This window comes from Massilia sp. BGA-UO-ETr-WB1 (genome assembly GCF_059567845.1).
Map to the genome: position 1 here is coordinate 701,873 of NZ_JCAQOT010000025.1, position 21,687 is coordinate 723,559.

Here is a 21,687-nt window from a genome sequence, read left to right on the forward strand (position 1 = left end):
AAAAATAATTCCAAACTACAACAATTATTTCATTTTGGCAATATGTCCGGCGCGCCCCGGCCGGCCCGCAGCCAGCGCAGCCGGAACACGGTCCAGTGCGCCAGCAAGCGGTGCGCCAGGCCCCAGGCGGGGCCGCGCCGGTGCGCCGCCCGCTGCAGGGCGCGCTGGGCCGGCGTGGCGCCGCCGCCCGGGCCGCCGCCGGCCTTGATGGCGAACAGCAGGCGGTTGTTGCCGGCAATACCATGGAAGCTGCCCACGCGCTGCTGGAAGCAGGCGCGCAGGCGGCGCAGCACGGCCGGATACTGCGGGTCGTAGCTGAACACATTGGCCACCAGCACGCCGCCCGGGCGCAGCGCGCGGCGGCAGTCGGCGTAGAAGGCGGCGCTGCCCAGCGCGGGCGGCAGGCCGTCCTCGTCGAAACCGTCCACCAGCAGCACGTCGGCGGCGCCGCGCAGGCTGGCCATGTATCGGCTGGCGTCGGCGTGGATGACGCGGAAGCGCTCATCGTCCGGCGGGATGGCGAACTGCTCGCGCAGCGCGATCACGTCGGCCCGCAGTTCCAGCACCGTGATGCGGCTGTGCGGCAGGTAGCGGTAGCAGAATTTGGCCAGCGAACCGCCGCCCAGGCCGACCATGACAATGTGGGCCGGGCGCGGCTGGAACAGCACGAAGCACATCATGGCGCGCGCATAGCTGAGCACCAGCTGGTCGGGATCGGCCAGGTTCATCTCGCTTTGCACCATGCCGGGCTGGAATTCCAGCGTGCGCAGGCCGCCGCGCGTGCTCACGCGCGGCGGGGCTGCCGGCTCTGTTGCGGCGCTGTGGTGCAGAGTGGCGGGCATGGCTTGCTGGCCTTGTTGTCAACCGTTAAGTTCTGATAAGCTCGTGGGATTGTAGCGGAGAGCATGCGGCCGCGCATATTCATTTACACGCACACTATTTATAGGTACATTGCCGACATAGGCAGCGGCCACCGTGGAGAGAGCACACCATGTTTTTAGATCACCCGACCATTACCGCCACAAACAGCTTCACCGAGCCGGACCGCATCGAGCGGCTGGGCCGCGTTTATGGCTACGTGGCGGCGCTGGCCGACATGGCCGGCAAATCCAGCTTCATCGAGAAATTCACCCAGATCCATGACCACAAGGGCACCCTGATCGTGTTCTGGCACGACGCGCCGACCGAGGACGAGAAGGAATTCTTCTCCAAGGCCTGGGCCAGCAAGATCGGCGACGGCAGCACCAACGTCGAACACGAAGTTTAAGCAGGGCCGCAGGCGCGGCCCGGTGTCCCCGACATGGATATAAAAACCCTGGTACTGGCGCTGGCGCTGGGCAATCTGAGCCTGTGCGCGGCGCTGTTCTTTTTCGAGTACGAAAGCAAGAAGTCCCTCAGCCTGTCCACCTGGGCGGTCGCCAAGCAATTGCAGGCGGCGGCCTGGTTCCTGCTGTACTTCCGCGGCGTGCTGCCGGACATGCTCACCGGCCCGCTGGCCAATGTGCTGCTGTTCGCCGGCATGGCGCTGGACGCGGGCGCGCTGTGGGAGGCGGCCGGCCGGCCGGGCTGGCGCCGCCTGCTGCTGCCGGCGCTGGCCGGTGCCTCCTTCGTCTATCTGGCCTGCCACTTCCTGGAAGTGGAGCCGGGCGCGCGCGCGGCCGCCGGCTTCCTGATCGTCAGCGGCTTCTTCCTGTCCGGCGTGGCCGCGCTGGCCGTGGCCTGGCGCGGCGGCAGCATGCTGCGGCGCTACCTGGTGGTCGCCATGGCGGGCCTGAGCGCGCTGGTGGCCGGGCGCGGCGTGCTGGCCGCCACTTATCCCGAGGGCTGGTCCTGGGTGGGGCCGCTGGTGCTGCAGGGCGTGGGTTTCGGCGCGCTGTACCTGATGATGCTGACCAATGCCTTCGGCTACCTGCTGCTGTCGCGCGAAAAGCTGCAGCTGGAGCTGGCGCGCCTGGAGGTGATCGACCCGCTGACGGACGTGCCGAACCGGCGCGGCTTCTACCAGGCGCTGGCGCCGTGGATGGCGCTGGCGCGCCGCCCCGGCCTGCCGACCGCGCTGATCATCCTGAATATGGACCAGTTCAAGCGCGTCAACGACAGCTACGGCCACACGGTGGGCGACGTGGTGCTGAAAGCCATGGTCGAGATCTGCAAGAAACAGCTGCGCGACAGCGACCTGATGGGCCGCCTGGGCGGCGCCGAGTTCGCCATCCAGCTGCCGCGCACCTCGCAGCAGGACGCGGCCATGGTGGCCGAGCGCATCCGCGCCGCCATCGCCGGCCAGCCGGTGCGCGCCGACAAGGCCATGATCAGCCTGAGCGCCAGCATGGGCGTAACCACCATCCGCGCCGACGACAGCACGGTGACCCTGTTCAAGCGCGCCGACGGCGCCTTGCAGCAGGCCATGCTGCAAGGCGCCAACAAGGTGGTGGAAGCGCCGGACGTGACCATCGCGGAGGAAGTGTAGCCGCGCAGTGTTGCGGCTTGGTGTCGTGCCTTAGCCGCGCGCACTGGACAGGCTGTCATCATCGCGTCACAATCGGGCCGTACTGTGGTAGCATTTTCATATAAACAGTATAAATCGATGCTGGAATCAATACTCGGACCCACACCTGGAGCAAGTAGCATGTACGCAGCGGTAGACCTGGGTTCCAATAGTTTTAGGCTTGCCATCGGCAAGCATGACGGCGACGAAATCCGCGTCGTCAAAACGGCGCGCGAGCCGATCCGGCTGGCGGCCGGCCTGGACGCCTCCGGCAACCTGACCGAGGCTGCCATGCAGTCCGCCCTCGGCTGCCTGAAGAATTTCCGCCAGGTGCTGGCGGGCTACGACCTGGAAGCGGTGCGGGTGGTGGCCACCTCCACCATGCGGCTGGCGCGCAACTCGGCCGCCTTCCTGCCGGCCGCCGAACAGGCCATCGGCCACCCCATCGAAATCATCTCCGGCGAGGAAGAGGGGCGGCTGATCTACATGGGCGTGTCCAACGCGCTCAACCTGCCCGGCGAGCGGCGCCTGGTGATCGACATCGGCGGCGGCTCCACCGAGCTGATACTGGGGCGCGGCAGCGACATCGAGCGGGTGGAGTCGTTCTCCATCGGCAGCGTCAAGCAAAGCCTGTCGTTCTTTGTCGGCGGCCGGGTGGACGGGCCGTCGTTCGAGGCCGCCATCCTGTCGGCGCGCAGCCATTTCGAGGACGCGGCACCGCCGTACCATCCCGAATACTGGAAAAAGTGCTACGGCTCGTCCGGCACCATCCGCGCCATCGCCGAGATCATCGAGAAAAACAAGCTGGGCAACGGCGTGACGGCGGTCAGCCTGGATGCGCTGAAGAAGCGCTTCATCGCCGCCGGCCACGTGAGCAGGATCGACATGCCGGGCCTGCGCCCGGACCGCGCCAGCACCATCATCGGCGGCCTGGCGGTGCTGATCGCGTTGGTGCACGAGCTGGGCATCGCCACGCTGACGCCGATCGAGGCCGGCCTGCGGGTGGGCGTGATGTGGGACTTGCAGCTGCGTTCCACCAAGCGCGACCGCCGCGACCAGTCGGTGCGCGCCTTCCTGCAGAAATTCCAGGTCGACGAGGGCCGCGCCAACCGCGTGGCCGAGTACGCCGCCGTGCTGTATGCGCAAATGAAGCCGCTCACCGACAACTACACGCGCCTGCTGTCCTGGAGCGCGCTGCTGCACGAGGTGGGCATGGCCGTGTCGCAGACCGGTTACCACAAGCACGCCTGTTACATGGTGGAGAATGCCGACCTGCCGGGCTTCACCACGCGCGAGCAGAAAACCATGGGCCGCCTGATCGTGGCGCAGAAGGGCAACTTGCGCAAGGTGGGCGACGCGCTCACCGACAGCGATTTCGCCAAGGCGGTGGTGGCGCTGCGCCTGGCCATCCTGTTCATGCACTCGCGCATAGAGATCGATTTCACGGAGCTGAAGCTGCGCATGAAAAACCGGATTGAGCTGGAAATGCGGCGCGAGTGGGTGGCGGACCATCCCACGGTGTCCTACTGGATGGAAAAGGAGCAGGAACTGTGGGATGAGGTGGGTGTGGACTTCAGCATACGGGCCAACGCCTGACCATGGCGCGCCGCTCTCGGGCCTTGCTCTCTCTGGCGGTGCTGGGCTGCGGCCTGCAGGCCATGGGTATGGGCGTGGCGGGCGCGGCGGCGCCGGCCGGCGCCGCGCCGGTGGAAACCGTCTCCCTGTGCTTCGAGCGCGCCAATGTCGCGCCCTGGCGCACGGAGCAGCAGGGCGGCCTCAATTTCGAGCTGCTGCACATGGTGGAGCAGCGCCTCAATATCCGTTTCGATTTCCATAGCATGCCCTGGAAGCGCTGCCTGGCGCAGTTGCAGGCCAACGCCTATGACGGCGCCTTCGCCGTCAGCTACATGCCGGAACGGCGCGCTCTGGGGGTGTTTCCCGGCGGCGCCGGTGCCAGTGCCGACGCCGGCGCCGACAGCGCCAAGCGCATGCACGTGGACCGCTACATGCTGTTGCGCCGCAAGGGCAGCGCGGTGGAGTGGGACGGCAAGGCCTTGCGCAAGCTGGACGGGCCGGTCGGCTTTCAGCTCGGCTATTCGGTGGGCGACGTGCTGCGCGGCTTGCAGGTGGAAGTGGACGAAGGCAGCCAGCGCGCCGACGAACTGGCGCGCAAGCTGATCGCAGGCAGGCTGGGCGCGGCCGCCATGGGCGGCAGCGACGCCGCCGCCGTCATGCGCGGCCCGATGGCGGCGCAGCTGGAAGTGCTGCCGCTGCCGCTGATCGAAAAACCGTACTTCCTGGTGCTGTCGCACAGCATGGCCGGGCGGCGGCCGGAACTGGCGCAGCGCATCTGGAGCGCCATGGCGCAGGTGCGCAGCAGTCCGGCCTACAAGAAGCTCGAACGGGCGGCGCTGGAAGGCGGGGGCAGCTGATGCGCCAGCGCCTGCTCAAGGCCTGGCGCGAAGACATCCTGCTGCGGCTTGCGGCGGGCATATTGCTGGCTGTGGCGCTGACCACGGCGGTCTACACCACCTACGCAACCCACACGCTGCGCGCCGAAGCGGAGCAGCAGCTGCGCCAGCGCGCCGACCACCTTGCCAGCGTGCTGGCGCAAACCCTGGCACGCCCGCTGTTCGACATCAACAGTGCCGCCGTGGCCAGCGTGGTGGACGCCATGCAGGCCACGCCGGAAGTGCTGGTGCTGCGCGTGCTGGCCCCCACCGGCGAGCAACTGGCTAGTTTCCGCGCCGACCGTGCCGGCGGCGATCCCGCGGCCGACGCCATCACCGTGCGCCGCGCCGTGGAATACCAGGACGGCAAGCGCAGCTTCCCGGTCGGCATGCTGGAGCTGTCGTTCTCGCGCCAGCAGGTGGACCTGCAACTGCGGCGCCAGATCACCCACACCATGGTGGCCAACCTGCTGCTGGCGCTGGCCATCGTGATCTCCATCCTGCTGGTGGGGCGCAAGGTGAGCCAGCCCTTCACCGACATCCAGAAAGCGCTTGAAAAGCTCACCGAGGGCGATGTCGACATCCGGCTGTCCGGCATCGGGCGGGCCGACCAGGTGGGGCGGTTGTCCAAGGCGGTGCACAGTTTCCGCGATACGTTGACCCGGCTGGGCCAGGCGGAGCACGAGCTGCGGGAGCTGAACAGCCACCTGGAGCACAAGATCGCCGAGCGCACGGCGGAGCTGACCCGCACCGCGCAGCTGGCCAGCGACAGCCAGAAGCAGCTGGTGAAGGCGAATGAACTGGCGGAAGCGGCCAACGTGGCCAAGTCCGAATTCCTGGCCAATATGAGCCACGAGATCCGCACCCCGATGAGCGCCATCATCGGCATGGCCTACCTGGCGCTGCGCACCGGCCTCACGCCCAAGCAGCACGACTACGTGAACAAGATCCACCGCGCCGCCATGTCGCTGCTGGCCATCATCAACGACATCCTGGATTTTTCCAAGATCGAGGCCGGCCGGCTGGAAGTGGAGCAGGTGCCGTTCTTCCTGGACGACGTGCTGGCCAATGTGGCCAGCGTCACCAGCCAGAGCGCGGCGGACAAGCAGCTGGAATACCTGTTCCACGTGCCGCCGTCCATCCCGCGCCACCTGGTGGGCGACCCGCTGCGGCTGGAGCAGGTGTTGATCAACCTGGTCAACAACGCGGTCAAGTTCACCCCGGCCGGCGAGCTGGAAATGACCTGCACCCGGCTCGACCAACCGCATGCCGGCGATGCTTGCAGCACGGGGCGTACGGCGCTGCTGCGCTTCTCGGTGCGCGACACCGGCATCGGCATGACGCAGGAGCAGATGGGCAAGCTGTTCCAGGCTTTCAGCCAGGCCAACGGCTCCACCACGCGCGAGTACGGCGGCACCGGCCTGGGGCTGTCGATTTCGCAGCAGTTGGTGGAACTGATGGGGGGCGAGATCACGGTGGAGAGCGCGCCGAACCGCGGTTCGGTGTTCCGCTTCGACCTGGAGTTCGAGCTTACCGGGCACGGCGAGCGCGCCGTGGTGGTGCCGGCCGCGCTGAACGGCGTGCGCCTGCTGCTGGTGGACGACAGCCCGGTGGCGCTGGAGATCCTGGCCGAGGCCCTGCGCGCGCTGCCGCTGCGCACCGACACGGCCGCCACCGGCGCCGAGGCGCTGGCCAGCATTGCGGCGGCCGACAGCGCCGGCGACCCGTACCGGCTGGTGCTGAGCGACTGGCAGATGCCGGACATGGGCGGCATCGAACTGTCGCGCCGCGTGCAGCAGGACGGCGCGCTGCGCGCGCGTCCCGGCATGGTGCTGGTGACGGCGTTCGGACGCGAGGAAGTGCAGCCGGAGGCCGAGGCGGCCGGCGTGATCGGATTCCTGTTCAAGCCTATCGGGCAGTCGGCGCTGGTGGACACGCTGGTGACGCTGCTGGCGCCGGGTTTCAAGCAGCGCGGCGCCGAGCGGCGCTCGGAGCTGCCGCGCCGCATCGGCCCAAGGCGCCAGGCGGAGCAGACCGAGAGCGAGGCGGTGCCGGGACAGCGCTACGCCGCGCGCGTGCTGCTGGTGGAGGACAACGCGGTGAACCAGCAGATCGGCGCGGAGCTGATGGCGACGCTGGGCATCTGCGTGGACATGGCCAACAACGGCGAGCAGGCGCTGGAGATGCTGCGCGAGGGCGGGCCGGAGGCCTACGCCATGGTGCTGATGGACCTGGAAATGCCGCTGCTGGACGGCCACGCGGCCACCCAACTGCTGCGCCGGGACAAGGCTTTCGACGCGGTGCCGGTGGTGGCCATGACGGCGCACGCGCTGCCGGACATCCGCGAGCGCTGCCTGGCCGAAGGCATGCAGGACTACGTCACCAAGCCTATCGAGCCGGACCGGCTGTACGCCGTGCTGGCGCGCTGGCTGGGCATTGCCCGCCTGGCGCCGACGCAGATGCCGTCGCCCGAACCCACCCTGGCGCCCGGCGCCGCCCAGCGCTACCAGGCCGCCGGCGCAGACGGCGCCTTGGGGGAGGGTGTACGCCAGGAAGTGCCATCGCTGGACGGCGTGGACACCAGGCGCGGCCTGTACCACGTGGCAGGCAATGCCGCGCTGTACCTGCAGCTGCTGGACAGCTTCCGTCAGGCCCAGCGCGGCGCTGCCGCCGGCCTGCACGCCGCCCTGGCGCGGGGCGACAAGGTGGAGGCGGGCGCCATCGCCCACAGCCTGCGCGGCGTTGCGGGCAACCTGGGCGCAACAGCCATCGAGCGCGCCGCCCGCGATCTCGAGACCTCCCTCGCGCCCGCCGCCGAACCCGGCCCGCTTGCCTCCGGCCCCTTGCTGGCAGCCCTGGAGCGCGCGCTGGCCAGCGTCATCCTCGCCCTGGACCGCCACTTCCTGTCCGCCCCGCTCACCCCGGCGGCCAGCCCCGGGGACGCTGCCGCCGGGCAGGACGCCATGGACACCATGGACGCCATCCACGCCCTGCGCAAACTTCAAACCCTGCTCGCCGAATTCAACGGCGACAGCTCCGACTATTTCGGCAGCGCCCGGCCGGCCCTGGCCACGCTACTGTCATCGGCCACGATGGACCGCCTGGCCGCACACATGGCACACTACGACTTTGCCGCCGCCAACCAGCTCCTGGCCGCCGTCATCCAACAACTGGACCCTGCATGAACACCAAACAGACCACCCGCCAAACCATCCTGATCGTCGACGATACGCCGGACAACATTACGCTGCTGTCCATGCTGCTGAAGGACAAATACAACACCAAGGTCGCCAAGGACGGCGCCACCGCGCTGCAGATCGTGGAAACCTCCACGGTCGACCTGGTGCTGCTGGACGTGATGATGCCGGGCATGGACGGCTACGAAACCTGCCGCCGCCTCAAGCAGAACCCGGCCAGCGCCGACATCCCGGTGCTGTTCCTGACTGCCAGGAGCCAGCCCGAGGACGAAGCGCTCGGCCTGCGCCTCGGCGCGGTCGACTACCTGACCAAGCCTATCAGCCCGCCCATCCTGTTCGCGCGCGTGGCCACCCATTTGAAGCTGCGCGCCGCCAGCCAGACGCTGAAGACAGAAAACAGCAACCTGGAAAGCCTGGTGCAGGAGCGTACGGGCCAGCTCTCGCTGATGCAGGACGCCACCATCATGGCCATGGCCACCATGGCCGAAACGCGCGACAACGAAACCGGCAACCATATCCGCCGCACGCAGAATTACGTGGCCGCGCTGGCGCGCAAGCTGCAAAGCCACCCGCGCTTCGCCGCCGAACTGACGGACGAGAACATCACACTGCTGTACAAGTCCGCGCCGCTGCACGACATCGGCAAGGTCGGCATGCCGGACAGCATCCTGCTCAAGCCGGGCAAGCTGGATAAGGAGGAGTTCGAAATCATGAAGCTGCACGCCGTGCGCGGGCGCGACACGATACGCCAGGTGGAGGAGTACATCGGCGGCAGCAACGGCTTCCTCACCTATGCCCGCGAAATCGCCCATTCGCACCAGGAAAAGTGGGACGGTTCCGGCTACCCGGAAAAGCTGGCGGGGGAGGCGATTCCCTTGTCGGCGCGGCTGATGGCGGTGGCGGACGTGTATGACGCGCTGATTTCCAAGCGCATCTACAAGCCGCCGTTCAGCCACGCGGAGGCGGTGGCCGTGATGCGGGACGGGCGCGGCACGCATTTCGACCCGGATATCCTGGACGCTTTCCTCGAGATCGAGCCCGTTTTCGCGGAGATCGCCAGCAGGTTCCGGGACGCGGAAGATGTTGTAGATGAGCAGGATGCGAAAAAATAGTATATATTGTTTATATTGTTGAAAATTCTGGAGCTAAAATGAACAAGACCGATACCACCGTCCAAGCAGCCGTACAGCCTTCCGCACTCAAGGAAGCCGCACCTAAAGAAGTGGCCTCCAAAGCCGCCGCACCGAAGGTCAATGGCGCCAAGCAGGCCGCCCCGCGTGCCGCCGCAGCGAAAGTGGCCGCGCCAAAGACTGGCGCAGTGAAAGCCGCAGCGCCGAAAGCCGCACCGAAGGCAGCGGCACTTAAAGCCGTACCTAAGGCCGCCCCGAAAGCCGCCGCAGCCAAAGCCGCCGCGCCAAAAGCGGCTGCGAAAGCCGCTCCAAAGGCCGCTGCGCCAAAAGCCGCCGCCAAGCCGGCCGCCCCGAAAGCCGCCGTCAAAGCCGCCCCTAAGGCAGCTGCCAAGGCTGCAACCAAAACCGCTCCTAAAGCCAAGGCCGCCGCCCAGCCTGTTGTCGCCGTCAAGGAAAAAGCCCGCAAGGATAAACTGGTGCGCGACAGCTTCACCATGCCGGAAGCCGAATACGCCGTGCTGGGCCAGGTGAAAAAAGCCGCCCTGAAAGCCGGTTTCGAGATCAAAAAGAGCGAGCTGCTGCGGGTCGGCGTCGCCCTGATCAGCAAGACCGACATCGCCACGCTGAAGGGCGTGCTGGGCTCGTTGCCTCAGCTCAAGACCGGCCGTCCGAAAAAGGCCTGAGCCGTTGTATGTAACCAAAGTGACATGACTTTGTCACGGTCCTGAAGTATTCCCGGGCTACGCTTGCTTCGTCTCAACTCACAAGGACGAAGCATGCAACAGCCTATCTTACAGACGGAAGTCCGCACTTCCTCCGCCAAGCTGTCGCTCAGCATGGCCAGCACGCCTGAGGAACTGCGCGAAGTGCAGCGCCTGCGCTACAAGGTCTTCATCGAGACGATGGGCCTGACCGCGCTGGCCAGCGAAGACGGGTTGGACAGCGACGAGTTCGACGAACACTGCGATCACCTGATCGTGCGCGACACCAATACCCTGAGCGTGGTCGGCACCTACCGCCTGCTGAGCGCCGCGCGCGCCCACAAGCTGGGCCGCGTCTACTCCGAGAACGAATTCGACCTCAGCCGCCTGAACAACGTGCGCAACCGCATCGTGGAAGCGGGCCGCGCCTGCATCCACCCTGACTACCGCGGCGGCAGCGTCATCATGCTGCTGTGGTCCGGCCTGGCCGAATACATGCGCCGCGAACGCTGCGACTTCCTGGCCGGCTGCGCCAGCATCAGCCTGGCGGACGGCGGCCACAACGCGGTGGCCGTGTACAACTCGCTGTCCGCCCGCCACATGGCGCCGGCGGAATACCGCGTCACGCCCCACCTGCCTTTCCCGTACAGCAAGCTCGAAGCGGCGCAACACCCGCAAGTGCCGCCGCTGCTCAAGGGCTATATGCGTTCGGGCGCGTGGATTTGCGGCGAACCGGCCTGGGATCCTGATTTTGAAAGCGCCGACCTGTTCCTGCTGATGCCGCTGGCTAACCTGGACAGCCGCTACGCCCGCCACTACGGCGTGGAAGGCTGACGCGTGCCTGAAGCAGTCAGCCTGCGCTGCGCGGTGCTCAGCGTGAGCAGCCCGCACGGCGCGGGGCGGGACGGGGCGGGGGAGTTGCTGGCCGCGCGCGCGGAAGCGGCCGGCCACAGCGTGGTGCGGCGCGTCTGCATGGGCGACGACGTGGGCGAAGTGCGCCGCATGCTGAGCGACTGCATCGCCGACCCCGAGATCCAGGTGGTGCTCAGCTCCGGCGGCAGCGGCTTCGTGCGGCGCAACGCCGTGCCGGAGGCGGCGGCCGGTTTGCTGGAGCAGGAAATACGCGGCTTCGGCGACCTGCTGCAGCACCTGGCCTACAGCGCCGTCGGCAGCACCATCGTGCAATCGCGCGCGCTGGCGGGCTACGCCAACGGCACCCTGATCTTCTGCCTGCCCGGCGTGGTGGGCGCCTGCGCGCTGGCGTGGGACCGCATCATCAGCGCGCAGCTTGCCATCCCGCCGCGAAAAAATAGCTTGCAGCCGGCCTGAGCACGGATTATAGTGATTGTACTGAACGGTACATGTTGTACCGTTCGGAACAACTGAAAGGTCCTATCATGTCCAATCCCACCTCGCCCCGTCCGCCGCTGCCGCCGTTCACGCGCGAAAGCGCCATTGAAAAAGTCCGCCTGGCCGAAAACGGCTGGAACACCCGCGACGCCGAAAAAGTCGCGCTGGCCTACACCGAAGACAGCTGGTGGCGCAACCGGGGCGAATTCGTCCAGGGCCGCGCCGCCATCGTCGGTCTGCTCAAGCGCAAGTGGACGCGCGAACTGGACTACCGTCTGGTGAAGGAATTGTGGGCCCATGACGGCGCCCGCATTGCGGTACGCTTCGCCTACGAATACCATGACGACTCCGGCCAGTGGTTCCGCGCCTACGGCAACGAGAACTGGGAATTCGACGAGCACGGCCTGATGCACCACCGTCACGCCAGCATCAACGAAACGCCGATCAGGGAGTCCGAGCGCAAGCTGTTCTGGGATGCCGGCGGCCCGCGCCCGGCCGACCATCCCGGCCTGACCGAACTGGGTTTTTGAGCGTTTTTTTAGTTGAGAAAGTATGCAATGGCAAGAGTGATCGCAGAGCGGGCCGACGTGGTGCCGCTGCTGGCGGAAGTGTTCCGCGCTTACGGTTTTGAAGGGGCCAGCCTGGCCCGGATTACCGAAGGCACGCGGCTGGGGAAGGGCAGCATCTATAACTTCTTTCCCGGCGGCAAGGAGGAAATGGCGGACGCCGTGCTGGGCGAGATCGACGCCTGGTTCCGCCTGCACGTGTTCGAGCCATTGCATGAGAGCGCCGACCCGGCCGGCGGCATCGTCCACATGTTCGACCAGGTGGAACGCTATTTCCAGTCCGGCCGCAAGGTATGCCTGGTGGGCGTGTTCGCGCTGGGCAACGAGCGCGACCGCTTCGCCATCAAGGTGCGCGACTACTTTGCCGCCTGGATAGACGCGCTGGCCAGCGCGCTGGTGCGCACCGGCAAAAGCGGCAGCGAGGCGGCGGCGCTGGCCGAGGAAGTGGTGGGCGGCATCCAGGGCGCGCTGGTGCTGGCGCGCGCGTTCGACCGGCCGGACGTGTTCGTTACCACGACACAACGCCTGCGCATGCGGCTGAGCAATTGAGTGAGCAAGAAAATTGGGATGGGCAACAAGGAGGGGTAACAGCGGGGCTTGGGCTGTTGGTTGGCGCCGGTGACCGCGATGCCGGCGCCTGGCATTGCACGACTGGGAGCTTAGTCAGTGCATCGAGGCAGTCGATAAGTCTTTCAGCTCGCGGATGCTCAATTCCGATTTCTCGTGCATGCGAAGCAAGATGGTCGCTCCCACCGCCAGCTTTCGATGGCGGATTTTGCTGATAATGGGAGGCTGCACTTCGAGGACGCGGCACAGTTCGGCGTCATTTTTGAGGTGCATTTTCTCAATCAGCGTATCGAGCAGCTTGTTGGGGACAAAGCTGGAGGGTTCTAACGCCCTGGCTCGATTCATTGCTTCGATCAGTTCCAGTTTTTTTTGCCGCACGCTCATTTTTTCCTCCTTAGTTAAAAAACGTGGATAGATTGGCGTCTCCTGGCTTGTGTTTTACCGCCCGAACGGCGTAAACATGGCGGATCAACTCAACTATTAATAACCAAGCAAGTTGTATGTATGATACTGCAACGGTAGATTATTGGTAGGTCTAGGACAAAAAAAATTCTTGTTTATTGCGCAAACGGGTTGACGGATGTTGCTTCTTGCAGTCCCGAGCTGGTCAGCACAAGCGTACGGTCGGCCATCTCGGCGGCGGCGTGCGAATGGGTAACCATGATGGTGCAGGCGCCGCTGGACTTTATTTCCTTGCGCAGCAGTAATAGTATGCCGTGCGCGGTGTCGGGGTCGAGGTTGCCGGTCGGTTCGTCGGCCAGCACCAGGCCGGGCCGGTGCACCAGCGCGCGGGCGATGGCCACGCGCTGCAGCTGGCCGCCGGACAGCTGGTGCGGATAGTCGCCGCCGCGCCCCTGCAGGCCGACCGCGTCCAGCATTTCCAGCGCGCGGTGCTGCGGCAGGCCGTTCAGCAGCAGCGGCAGGGCCACGTTTTGCAGCAAGGTCAGGTGCGGCAGCACGTGGAAGGCCTGGAAGATGAAGCCCATTTTCAGGCGCCGCAGCCGGGTGGCGGCGTCGTCGTCCAGCGCCGACATGGCCACGCCATCGAGCAAGATGGGCGCCTCGGCGGCAGGATCGGGCTGGTCCAGTCCGGCGATCAGGTTCAGCAAGGTGGACTTGCCCACCCCCGATTCGCCCATGACGGCCACAAACTCGCCGGCGCGGAAGTTCCAGTTCAGATTGGCCAGCACGGGGCGGCCGGCGTAGGTTTTGGACAGGTTGCGCAGGGCGAGCATGGATTCCTTTACAGGTAACGCTTATCTGGTGAGGGCGCGCCGGGTGGCGAAGCTGGCGGCATCGACCAGCGCCACCAGCAGCAGCATGGCGATGATGACGGTGGCCGCGGCCTGCATCTGGAACAGCGACAAATGGTATTTCAGCATTTGCCCCAGCCCGCCCGCGCCCACCACGCCGAGGATGGCGGCGGCGCGGATATTGTTCTCCCACCGGTACAAGGTGTAGGACAGCATCTGCGGCAGCGTTTGCGGCAGGGTGGCGTAGAAGAAGGCGGCCATCGGCGCGGCGCCGTTGGTGCGCAGGCTTTGCTCGGGCAGCGGCGCGGCGTTTTCCAGCGCGTCGGCGAACAGCCGCCCCAGCACCCCGGCGGTGTGCGCGGCCAGCGCCAGGGTGCCGGCGAACGGCCCCAGGCCGGCGGCGATCATCAGGATCGAGGCCCACACCAGCTCCGGCACCGAGCGCAGCACGTTGAGCACCACGCGCACGGCGGCGCGCGCGGGGCGGCCGAAGCGGCCCGCTGCGGGCAGCGCCAGCAGCAGGCCGCCGGCCACCGCCAGCAGGGTGCCGAGGGCGGACATGGCGAGCGTTTCCAGCGTGGCGTTGGCGGTCTTGAGCAGGAAGGGCACCGCCAGTTCCGGCGGCGCGAAGCCGGCCAGGAACTCGCTGCTGCTGCGCACCGCGTCCGCGCTGAACAGGGCCGACCATTTGAGCGGCAGGGTGGCGAAGCTGGCCGCCACCAGCACGGCCAGGGCCAGCGCCATCAGCCAGCCGGACCAGGAGCGCGCCGGCGGCGCCGGCATGTTCAGGGCGTCGTGCGTCATCCGAGCCGCCTGCGCAGGTATTTCGACACCAGGTCGGCGGCCGCCACCAGCAGCACGAACACCAGCAGCATGGACGACACTTCGCCGCCCGAGAGCATCTTCATCGATTCGTCCATGCGCTGGCCCAGGCCGCCCGCGCCGACGAAGCCCATCACCACCGAGCCGCGGATCGCGCACTCCCAGCGGTACACGGTGTAGGACACCAGCTCCGAGGCCGCCTCCGGCAGCGCGCCGTACAGCAGCGCGGCCAGCCTGCCGCTGCCGTTGGCCAGCAGCGTGTCCGCCGCGTGGGCTTCGGACGATTCCAGGATTTCGGCGTAGACCTTGCCCAGCATGCCGCAGTAGGTGAGGGCGATGGCCAGCACGCCCGCCGTCGGCCCCAGGCCGACGATGCGCACGAACAGCAGCGCCCACACCAGCTCGGGCACGCTGCGCAGCAGGATCAGCAGCCAGCGCACGGCCTGGCGCAGCAGGCGCGAAGGCAGCGCCATGCGGCCGCCGCCCAGGCGCGAGATCGACAGGCGCTCGGTCACCAGCAGGGTGGCGGGGATGGCGCCGATCAGCGCCAGCGTCAGGCCGGCGGTGGCGATGGCGATGGTGAGCCAGGTTTCGCGCAGCAGCATGGCCAGGAACTCGGGGTCGTGCGCGGGCGGCACGAAGCCGGCCAGGAAGCGGCCGGTGGCCACCAGGCTTTGCCAGTCGAACAGCAGCGAGGGCTTGAATTCGCTGGCCGCGACCATCGGCCACAGCACGATGAGGGCGACCACGGTCAGCGTCACCCGGCCGCGCCAGGCGGGGTCGGGGTGGCGCTCGGAATAGGGGACAGCGGGAATATTGCGCATACGGGCTTTACAGGCAGGCGCCGATGGCCAGCTTTTCGGGCGTGTTGTCCAGCACAGGCGCATTGGCCGGCGGCTGTTCGCCCAGGTACAGTTCGGCGATCATCGCTTCGGTCACCTGATCGCGCGGCAGGTCGAAGGCAATGCGGCCTTTTTTCAGCGCCACGATGCGCGTGAAATTGGCCAGCGCCAGGTCCACCTGGTGCAGGCTGCACACCAGCGCGGCGCCGCGTTCGCGGGCCTCCTGCTGCAAGGTGGCCAGCGTCAGCTGCGACAGCGCCGGGTCCAGCGCGGACAGCGGCTCGTCCACCAGCAGCGCCTGCGCGTCCGACAGCATCAGCCGCGCCAGGCCGCAGCGCTGGCGTTCGCCGCCGGACAGGCGGTCCACGCGGCTATACAGCTTGTCGCCCAGGTTGAAGCGGGCCAGCGCGCGGTAGGCCGCTTCCGGATCGACCGGCTTCACCAGCGAGCGCAGTGCGCGCCACAGGCTCCAGTGCGGCAGGCGCGCGGCCAGCACCGCCGTCACCACGCGCTGGCGCGGCGGCAGCGGCGGTGTCTGCGGCGCCAGGAACAGGCGCGCGCGCAGGCGGTGCCGGGCTGCGTTGTCCAGCGTCCACGGGTCGACGCCGAAGGCCGTGTAGCGGCCGCCGTCGCCCGATTGCGGCTGGTGGTTGCACGCCAGCGTGGCCAGCAGCGTGGTCTTGCCAGCGCCCGAAGGGCCGATCAGCGCAAGCTGCTCGCCCGGCGCGATGGCCAGGTCGATGGCGTGCAGCGCGGGCGCACTGGCGGCGCCGATATGGCGCACCGTCAGGCGCTCGAGCAGGTACAAAGGAGATGCCATATTACTTTTTCAGCAGGCCCGCGTTGACTGCGGCCGCTTCGATGGAGGTGTAGTTTTCAGCCTTGGTCGGGATGAACCTGGAGGCGCGCTGCAGGTCCAGGATCGCCTTGTCTTCGGGCTTGGACGGGTCCAGCGCCAGGAAGGCTTCGGTGATCTTCTTTTTCATCTCGGCCGGCATGTCGGCGCGCACGGTCCAGTTGTAGTCGTAGTAGCCCGGGGTGGTATAGAACACGCGCACGGCGCTGGCATCGACCTTCTTCTCGGCCACCAGCTTTTCCCACACGGAGATGTTCAGCGCACCCGCATCGACCTTGCCGCCGGCAACCGCCGCCACGGTGGCGTCGTGCGCGCCGGAGTAGGCCACGCGTTTCAGGTCGGTGTCCGGGTTGATCTTGGCGGCCAGCAGGAAGGAGCGCGGCATCAGGTGGCCGGAGGTGGAGGACTCGGAACCGAAGCTCAGGGTCTTGCCTTTCAGGTCATCCAGCTTGGTGATGGCCTTGTTGGTGGTGACGAACACCGAGCGGAATTTCTCGTCCTCGGCGCGCTGCACCAGCGGCACCACCTGGCCTTTGCTGCGGTCCTTGGCTTGCACGAAAGTGAAGCCGCCGAACCACACCATGTCCAGCTTGTGGTTGATCAGGCCTTCCACCGAGGCGGCGTAGTCGGTCACCGGGGTGAATTCGACTTTCACGTTCAGTTTCTTCTCCAGGTATTCGCCCAGCGGCTTGAACTTGCGCTGCAGTTCGGTCGGCGCTTCGTCGGGGATGGCGGACACGCGCAGCACTTGCTGGGCGGGGGCGTGCGCGGCGGCGAACAGCAGGCCGGCGGCCATCAGGGATTTGACGATGTTCAAGGGGGAGAATTTCATGGGTTTTTTCCTTTTGATGTGAGGAATGAAGCACTGATTTGTTAAGCAGCGCACTAATTTTGTTAAACAGCTAACGGAAGAATGCACGGCTGTGGCACGGCGGCGCTGGAAGCGTGATATTCAGCTATGATAGCAAAACTGTCATCGGCAGCAGGCCCGGTGATGGCCGACCAACTTGACTGAGCACAATATGCCTATGTCCCGTACTGCGGCGATCCGCGTGATTCCGCCTGATATTCCCAGCCGGCCAGCCGGCGTTCCGCAGGGCAGCCCAGCCGCCATCGCCGAGATCAGTACCGGCTTGCTGGCCGAGCGGGCCTACACTTCGCCCAAGTATTTATACGATAGCCTCGGTTCCAAGCTGTTCGAAGCGATCTGCGAGCTGCCCGAATACTATCCCACGCGCACCGAGGCGTCCATCTTTGAGCGCCACGGCGCCGAGATTGCGCAGGCGGCGGGGCGCGGTTCCACGCTGATCGACCTGGGGGCGGGCAACTGCGCCAAGGCGGCCGGCCTGTTCCCGCTGCTGCATCCGGCGCAGTACGTGCCGGTCGATATTTCGCGCGATTTCCTGCTGGAAGCGGTGAGCCGCTTGCAGCAGCGTTTCCCGCACATCGAAATGACGCCGCTGGGGCTGGATTTTTCGCGCAGCTTCCATCTGCCGGCCAGCGTGCGGCCCGAGCGGCGCGTGTTCTTTTATCCCGGTTCATCGATCGGCAACTTCGCGCCGCACGAGGCGATCGCCTTCCTGCGCCGCATGCGCGCCAACGAGCAGGGCGACGGCGGCTTGCTGATCGGCGTGGACCTGATCAAGGACGGCGCCGTGCTGGACGCGGCCTATGACGACGCGATCGGCGTGACGGCCTCGTTCAACCTGAACATGCTGCGCCACCTGAACCATCTGATCGGCGCCGACTTCGACGTCACGCAGTGGCAGCACCGGGCCTTCTTCAACGCCGAGGAAAGCCGGGTCGAGATGCACCTGGAGGCGCGCGAGGCATTGACGGTGAGCTGGCCGGACTACCAGCGTCATTTCGCGCGCGGCGAGCGGATTCATACGGAAGACAGCTACAAGTACACGCGGCGCAGCTTTATCGACCTGCTGCAGGAAGCCGGCTTCGCCGCCACGCGCACCTGGACCGACGACGCCGGGTGGTTCGCGGTGCTGCACGCCAGGGCGATAGGCGACTGACCGGGCACCAGACTATGCACATGACCGACCCCGCGCGCTGGATCGCGCGCTACAACACGGTGCGCGAGCGTTCGCTGGCGCTGGCCGAGCCGCTGTCGGACGAGGACTGCGGCGCGCAGTCGATGCCGGACGCGAGCCCCATCAAGTGGCACCTGGCGCACACCACGTGGTTCTTCGAAACGTTCATCCTGGAGCGCATGGAGGCGGACTTCGCGCCCTTCCATCCCGCGTTCCGGGTGCTGTTCAATTCCTATTACAACGGCATCGGCGAAAAGCATCCGCGCCCGCAGCGCGGCTTGCTGACGCGGCCCGCGCTGGCCGAGGTGAAGGCCTACCGCGCCAATGTGGACGTGCGCATGGCGCGCCTGTTCGCGGGCGAGCTGCCGGCGCCGCAGCGCGGGCAGCTGGAAATGCTGGTCACGCTGGGGCTCGAGCACGAGCAGCAGCACCAGGAATTGATGCTGACGGACGTGAAGCACCTGCTGGCGCAGAATCCCTTGCATCCGGCCTACGTTCAGCGCGCCGGGGCGCCGGCCGGCGCCCCTCCCGCAGCCGGGCCCGAATGGATCGCCTTTGACGGCGGGCTGACCGAGATCGGCCACGGCGGCGAAGGCTTCTGCTTCGACAATGAGCTGCCGCGCCACCGCCAGTATGTGGCGCCGTTCGCGCTGGCTGCGCGCCTGGTGACGAACGGCGAGTACCTGGCGTTCATCGAGGCCGGCGGGTACGAGACGCCGTCGCTCTGGCTGGCCGAGGGCTGGGACTGGGTTTGCACGCAAGGCCTGCGCAAGCCGATGTACTGGCTGCGCGACGAGGCGGACGGGCGGTGGTCCGAGTTCACGCTGTTCGGCCTGCAGCCGCTGGACCCGCAAGGCCCGGCCACGCACCTGTCGCTATTCGAGGCGGACGCCTACGCGCACTGGCGCGGCGCGCGCCTGCCGACAGAGGGGGAGTGGGAGTTCGCGGCGCAGCAGCTTGCGGTGGAAACCGGCGACCTGCATCCGGCCGCCGCGCGGGAGGGCGGCAACGCCGGGCTGCGGCAGATGTTCGGCCACTGCTGGCAATGGACCAGCAGCAGCTACGGGCCGTATCCCGGCTACGAGACGGCTCCGGGCGCGCTGGGCGAGTACAACGGCAAGTTCATGCTGAACCAGTACGTGCTGCGCGGTTCGTCTTGCGCCACGCCGGGCGGACACGCGCGCGCCAGCTACCGCAATTTTTTCCCTGCCGGCGCCCGCTGGCAATTCACCGGCATCCGCCTGGCGCGGCGCTAGGCGCCGGCGCCGGCGCCGCGCCGTCAAGCCGTCACGCGGCGCGCCGTTCCAGCAGCGCGCGGGCAGGCGGCTCAATGTGGGCGTCGCCGTGCGCGTGGCCCTGGCCTTCGGCCAGGCGGAACCGGCTCACCACCGCCTGCAGCGCACCGGTCTGGTCATGCATGGCCGCCGCCGCCGCCGCGGCTTCCTCCACCAGCGCAGCGTTCTGCTGCGTGGTCTGATCCATCTGCCCAATCGCGACGTTGATCTGCTCAATGCCGTCGGTCTGCTCGTGATTGGCCAGCGTGATCTCGCCGACGATGTCGCTCAGGCGCTGAACGCTGGCGACCACCTCCTCCATGGTGCTGCCGGCATGCTCGACCAGCTTGGCGCCCGCGTCCACCTTGCCCACCGAATCGGCGATCAATTCCTTGATTTCCCTGGCCGCGCTGGCCGAACGCTGCGCCAGGGTGCGCACTTCGGACGCCACCACCGCAAAGCCGCGTCCCTGTTCCCCGGCGCGCGCCGCCTCCACCGCAGCGTTCAGCGCCAGGATATTGGTCTGGAAGGCGATGCCGTCGATGACGCCGACAATATCCGCAATCCTGCGCGAGGAGGCATTGATCGACCCCATGGTGTCCACCACCTGCGACACCACGCTGCCGCCGCGCTGCGCCACCGCTGCCGTGCTTTGCGCCAGTTGGTTGGCCTGGCGCGCGTTGTCGCTGTTGTTGCGCACGGTGGCGGTCAGCTCGATCATGGAGGAGGCGGTCTGTTCCAGCGCGCTCGCTTGCGCCTCGGTGCGCGCGGAAAGGTCCATATTGCCGCTGGCGATCTGGCCGGACGCGGTGGCAATCGCGCCGGTGCCGCTGCGCACCTGGCCGACGATGTGCGCCAGGCTGCCGTTCATTTCCTTCAGCGCTTCCAGCAACTGGCCTGCTTCGCAGCGCGTGTCGGCCTTGATCTGGCTGGTAAGGTCGCCCGCCGCGACGGCGCGTGCCACCCGCAGCGCGTGGCCGATAGGCGTGGTGATCGAGCGCGTGACGCGCCATGCGAACGCCACGCCCAGCAGCAGCGCCACCAGGCCCACGCCGGCCATCATGCGCTCCGCCATGCCGATATTGTCTTTCACCTTTGCGCCATGCGCGGTGACGATGCCGCGCTGCAGATCGTTCAGCTGCTTGACGCTGCCTTGCAGCGCGGCCAGCACCGGCAGCGTTTCGCTGGACATCAGTTGCGCGGCCTCGTCGCGCTGGCCGGCGGCGATCAGCTTGGACACCTTGCCGAAGGACTGCACATACTGCGCCCGGTGCGCGCGTATCGCCGCCAGCATGGCCTTGCCTTCGGGGAGGTAGACCAGCTGGTCCAGCAGCTCCAGCGCGCCGGAGATGGTCTTTTTATTGGCTTCGATGTCGGCGTGGATGCGCGCCTCGGCCGTCTTGTCGGTGACGATGAACAGTTCCAGCACCAGCGCCGAATTGGCGCGCGTGGTGGCGGCGATGGTGGCGGCGGCATCGGCCTTGCGCCAGTCCTTATCCACCATGGTGGCGTTCAGCTCGCCGATCTCCCAGAGCCGTTGCAGGCCCATCCCGATCAGCGCCGCCATCAGCAGCAGAACCGCGCCGAAGCCCAGCCCGAGCCGGGCTCCGATATTCAGATTCGCCAGTTTCATGCTCCCCCCCCGAATGTTGCAATGCAATAAAGTATAGCAACAATCAGGAGGAGAAGGGGGCTTGGAATCAGCGGAAGGCCAGATGGAGGAGCTGTGGCTGCTGCGCACCGTTTTGCGCCGGGTTCACGGGCGGCACGGCGATCAGCAGTTCGCCGTTCACCTGGCCATAGGGCTGCAGTTCGATGCGCATTTTGAGCTGGCGGTCCAGCGCCACGAAGTCGTTCGAGCCGATGGCCACGATCTGGTGTTCGGCCCAGTCGTCCACCCTGGCGAAGTAGCGCTTGTCCACGCGCCGCAGGTAAAGCGTCTGGCCGTTGGCCAGGTTGTAGGCGCCGGCGAAGTGCTGGAATTCCTCGCGCTGCATGGGGATGATCTGCCCGGGCGCGGGCGCTTCGATCTGGCGCACGGGGGCGGGGATGGTCACGGTGTCGCCGGCGTTCTGGGCGCCGGCCAGCAGCGATGCAGAGGCGAGCAGGCCCGCCACGATGAGGGTTTTCATGATGTGGTCCATCCTTCGCA

At 66.9% G+C, this 21,687-nt stretch carries 22 protein-coding genes; 13 read left to right on the forward strand and 9 right to left on the reverse strand.

What is annotated here, in order from left to right; translation table 11 throughout:
* Nucleotides 1–29: 29 nt before the first annotated feature.
* Nucleotides 30–842 carry a spermine/spermidine synthase domain-containing protein gene (locus AC56DV_RS21355; protein WP_496316232.1) on the reverse strand — a complete coding sequence of 271 codons (813 nt, stop codon included), beginning with the start codon at nt 840–842 and terminating at the stop codon, nt 30–32.
* A 149-nt stretch (nt 843–991) separates the two neighbouring features.
* Between AC56DV_RS21355 and AC56DV_RS21360 the strand changes: the two genes are divergently transcribed.
* The 11 genes from AC56DV_RS21360 (at nt 992) to AC56DV_RS21410 (ending at nt 12,428) form a co-directional block, all read left to right on the forward strand.
* Nucleotides 992–1,267, forward strand: coding sequence for a hypothetical protein (locus AC56DV_RS21360; RefSeq protein WP_056404818.1), 276 nt, complete (start codon nt 992–994; stop codon nt 1,265–1,267).
* Nucleotides 1,268–1,300: 33 nt separating this feature from the next.
* Complete coding sequence (locus AC56DV_RS21365) at nt 1,301–2,467, forward strand: GGDEF domain-containing protein (RefSeq protein WP_496316233.1); 1,167 nt, start codon at nt 1,301–1,303, stop codon at nt 2,465–2,467.
* Nucleotides 2,468–2,626: 159 nt separating this feature from the next.
* Nucleotides 2,627–4,081: a Ppx/GppA phosphatase family protein gene (locus tag AC56DV_RS21370; protein WP_496316234.1), complete on the forward strand. Its 1,455-nt coding sequence runs from the start codon at nt 2,627–2,629 to the stop codon at nt 4,079–4,081.
* A gap of 2 nt (nt 4,082–4,083) precedes the next feature.
* Complete coding sequence (locus AC56DV_RS21375) at nt 4,084–4,917, forward strand: substrate-binding periplasmic protein (RefSeq protein WP_496316235.1); 834 nt, start codon at nt 4,084–4,086, stop codon at nt 4,915–4,917.
* On the forward strand, nt 4,917–8,120 hold the full coding sequence (locus AC56DV_RS21380; RefSeq protein ID WP_496316236.1) for a response regulator: 3,204 nt from the start codon (nt 4,917–4,919) through the stop codon (nt 8,118–8,120). Before AC56DV_RS21375 ends, AC56DV_RS21380 begins: the two co-directional genes overlap by 1 nt.
* Nucleotides 8,117–9,244 (forward strand): response regulator, encoded by a 1,128-nt coding sequence (locus AC56DV_RS21385; protein WP_496316237.1) that lies wholly within the window; start codon nt 8,117–8,119, stop codon nt 9,242–9,244. The genes AC56DV_RS21380 and AC56DV_RS21385 overlap by 4 nt, the downstream gene beginning before the upstream one ends.
* Before the next feature lie 38 nt (nt 9,245–9,282).
* Nucleotides 9,283–9,945: a hypothetical protein gene (locus AC56DV_RS21390; RefSeq protein WP_496316238.1), complete on the forward strand. Its 663-nt coding sequence runs from the start codon at nt 9,283–9,285 to the stop codon at nt 9,943–9,945.
* A 93-nt stretch (nt 9,946–10,038) separates the two neighbouring features.
* Nucleotides 10,039–10,797, forward strand: coding sequence for a GNAT family N-acetyltransferase (locus AC56DV_RS21395; RefSeq protein WP_496316239.1), 759 nt, complete (start codon nt 10,039–10,041; stop codon nt 10,795–10,797).
* Between the two features lie 3 nt (nt 10,798–10,800).
* On the forward strand, nt 10,801–11,292 hold the full coding sequence (locus tag AC56DV_RS21400) for a molybdopterin-binding protein (protein ID WP_496316240.1): 492 nt from the start codon (nt 10,801–10,803) through the stop codon (nt 11,290–11,292).
* Between the two features lie 68 nt (nt 11,293–11,360).
* Nucleotides 11,361–11,843, forward strand: a complete 483-nt coding sequence (locus AC56DV_RS21405; protein WP_496316241.1) for a nuclear transport factor 2 family protein — start codon at nt 11,361–11,363, stop codon at nt 11,841–11,843.
* A 27-nt stretch (nt 11,844–11,870) separates the two neighbouring features.
* Nucleotides 11,871–12,428 (forward strand): TetR/AcrR family transcriptional regulator, encoded by a 558-nt coding sequence (locus tag AC56DV_RS21410; RefSeq protein WP_496316242.1) that lies wholly within the window; start codon nt 11,871–11,873, stop codon nt 12,426–12,428.
* Between the two features lie 114 nt (nt 12,429–12,542).
* Here the strand turns inward: AC56DV_RS21410 and AC56DV_RS21415 are convergent, their stop codons facing one another.
* The 6 genes from AC56DV_RS21415 to AC56DV_RS21440 form a co-directional block, all read right to left on the reverse strand.
* A complete protein-coding gene (locus AC56DV_RS21415) occupies nt 12,543–12,830 on the reverse strand; it encodes a hypothetical protein (RefSeq protein WP_056404796.1) in 288 nt (95 codons plus the stop codon).
* Nucleotides 12,831–13,003: 173 nt separating this feature from the next.
* Entirely contained in the window at nt 13,004–13,681 is a 678-nt protein-coding gene (locus AC56DV_RS21420) for an ABC transporter ATP-binding protein (protein ID WP_496316243.1), read from the reverse strand.
* Between the two features lie 21 nt (nt 13,682–13,702).
* Nucleotides 13,703–14,503, reverse strand: coding sequence for a phosphonate ABC transporter, permease protein PhnE (phnE, locus tag AC56DV_RS21425; protein WP_496316244.1), 801 nt, complete (start codon nt 14,501–14,503; stop codon nt 13,703–13,705).
* Nucleotides 14,500–15,345 carry a PhnE/PtxC family ABC transporter permease gene (locus AC56DV_RS21430; RefSeq protein WP_496316245.1) on the reverse strand — a complete coding sequence of 282 codons (846 nt, stop codon included), beginning with the start codon at nt 15,343–15,345 and terminating at the stop codon, nt 14,500–14,502. Before AC56DV_RS21430 ends, phnE begins: the two co-directional genes overlap by 4 nt.
* A gap of 7 nt (nt 15,346–15,352) precedes the next feature.
* On the reverse strand, nt 15,353–16,183 hold the full coding sequence (locus AC56DV_RS21435) for a phosphonate ABC transporter ATP-binding protein (protein ID WP_496316246.1): 831 nt from the start codon (nt 16,181–16,183) through the stop codon (nt 15,353–15,355).
* A gap of 1 nt (nt 16,184) precedes the next feature.
* On the reverse strand, nt 16,185–17,051 hold the full coding sequence (locus AC56DV_RS21440) for a putative selenate ABC transporter substrate-binding protein (protein ID WP_496316247.1): 867 nt from the start codon (nt 17,049–17,051) through the stop codon (nt 16,185–16,187).
* 190 nt (nt 17,052–17,241) lie between these two features.
* Here AC56DV_RS21440 and egtD point away from each other — a divergent pair, with 190 nt between their 5' ends.
* Both egtD and egtB read left to right on the forward strand, forming a co-directional pair.
* Nucleotides 17,242–18,243, forward strand: a complete 1,002-nt coding sequence (gene egtD, locus AC56DV_RS21445; protein ID WP_496316248.1) for an L-histidine N(alpha)-methyltransferase — start codon at nt 17,242–17,244, stop codon at nt 18,241–18,243.
* A 14-nt stretch (nt 18,244–18,257) separates the two neighbouring features.
* Complete coding sequence (gene egtB, locus AC56DV_RS21450) at nt 18,258–19,517, forward strand: ergothioneine biosynthesis protein EgtB (RefSeq protein WP_496316249.1); 1,260 nt, start codon at nt 18,258–18,260, stop codon at nt 19,515–19,517.
* A gap of 31 nt (nt 19,518–19,548) precedes the next feature.
* Here egtB and AC56DV_RS21455 read toward each other — a convergent pair whose 3' ends face one another.
* Nucleotides 19,549–21,168 carry a methyl-accepting chemotaxis protein gene (locus tag AC56DV_RS21455; protein WP_496316250.1) on the reverse strand — a complete coding sequence of 540 codons (1,620 nt, stop codon included), beginning with the start codon at nt 21,166–21,168 and terminating at the stop codon, nt 19,549–19,551.
* A gap of 67 nt (nt 21,169–21,235) precedes the next feature.
* On the reverse strand, nt 21,236–21,667 hold the full coding sequence (locus tag AC56DV_RS21460; RefSeq protein ID WP_496316251.1) for a hypothetical protein: 432 nt from the start codon (nt 21,665–21,667) through the stop codon (nt 21,236–21,238).
* Nucleotides 21,668–21,687: the final 20 nt, after the last annotated feature.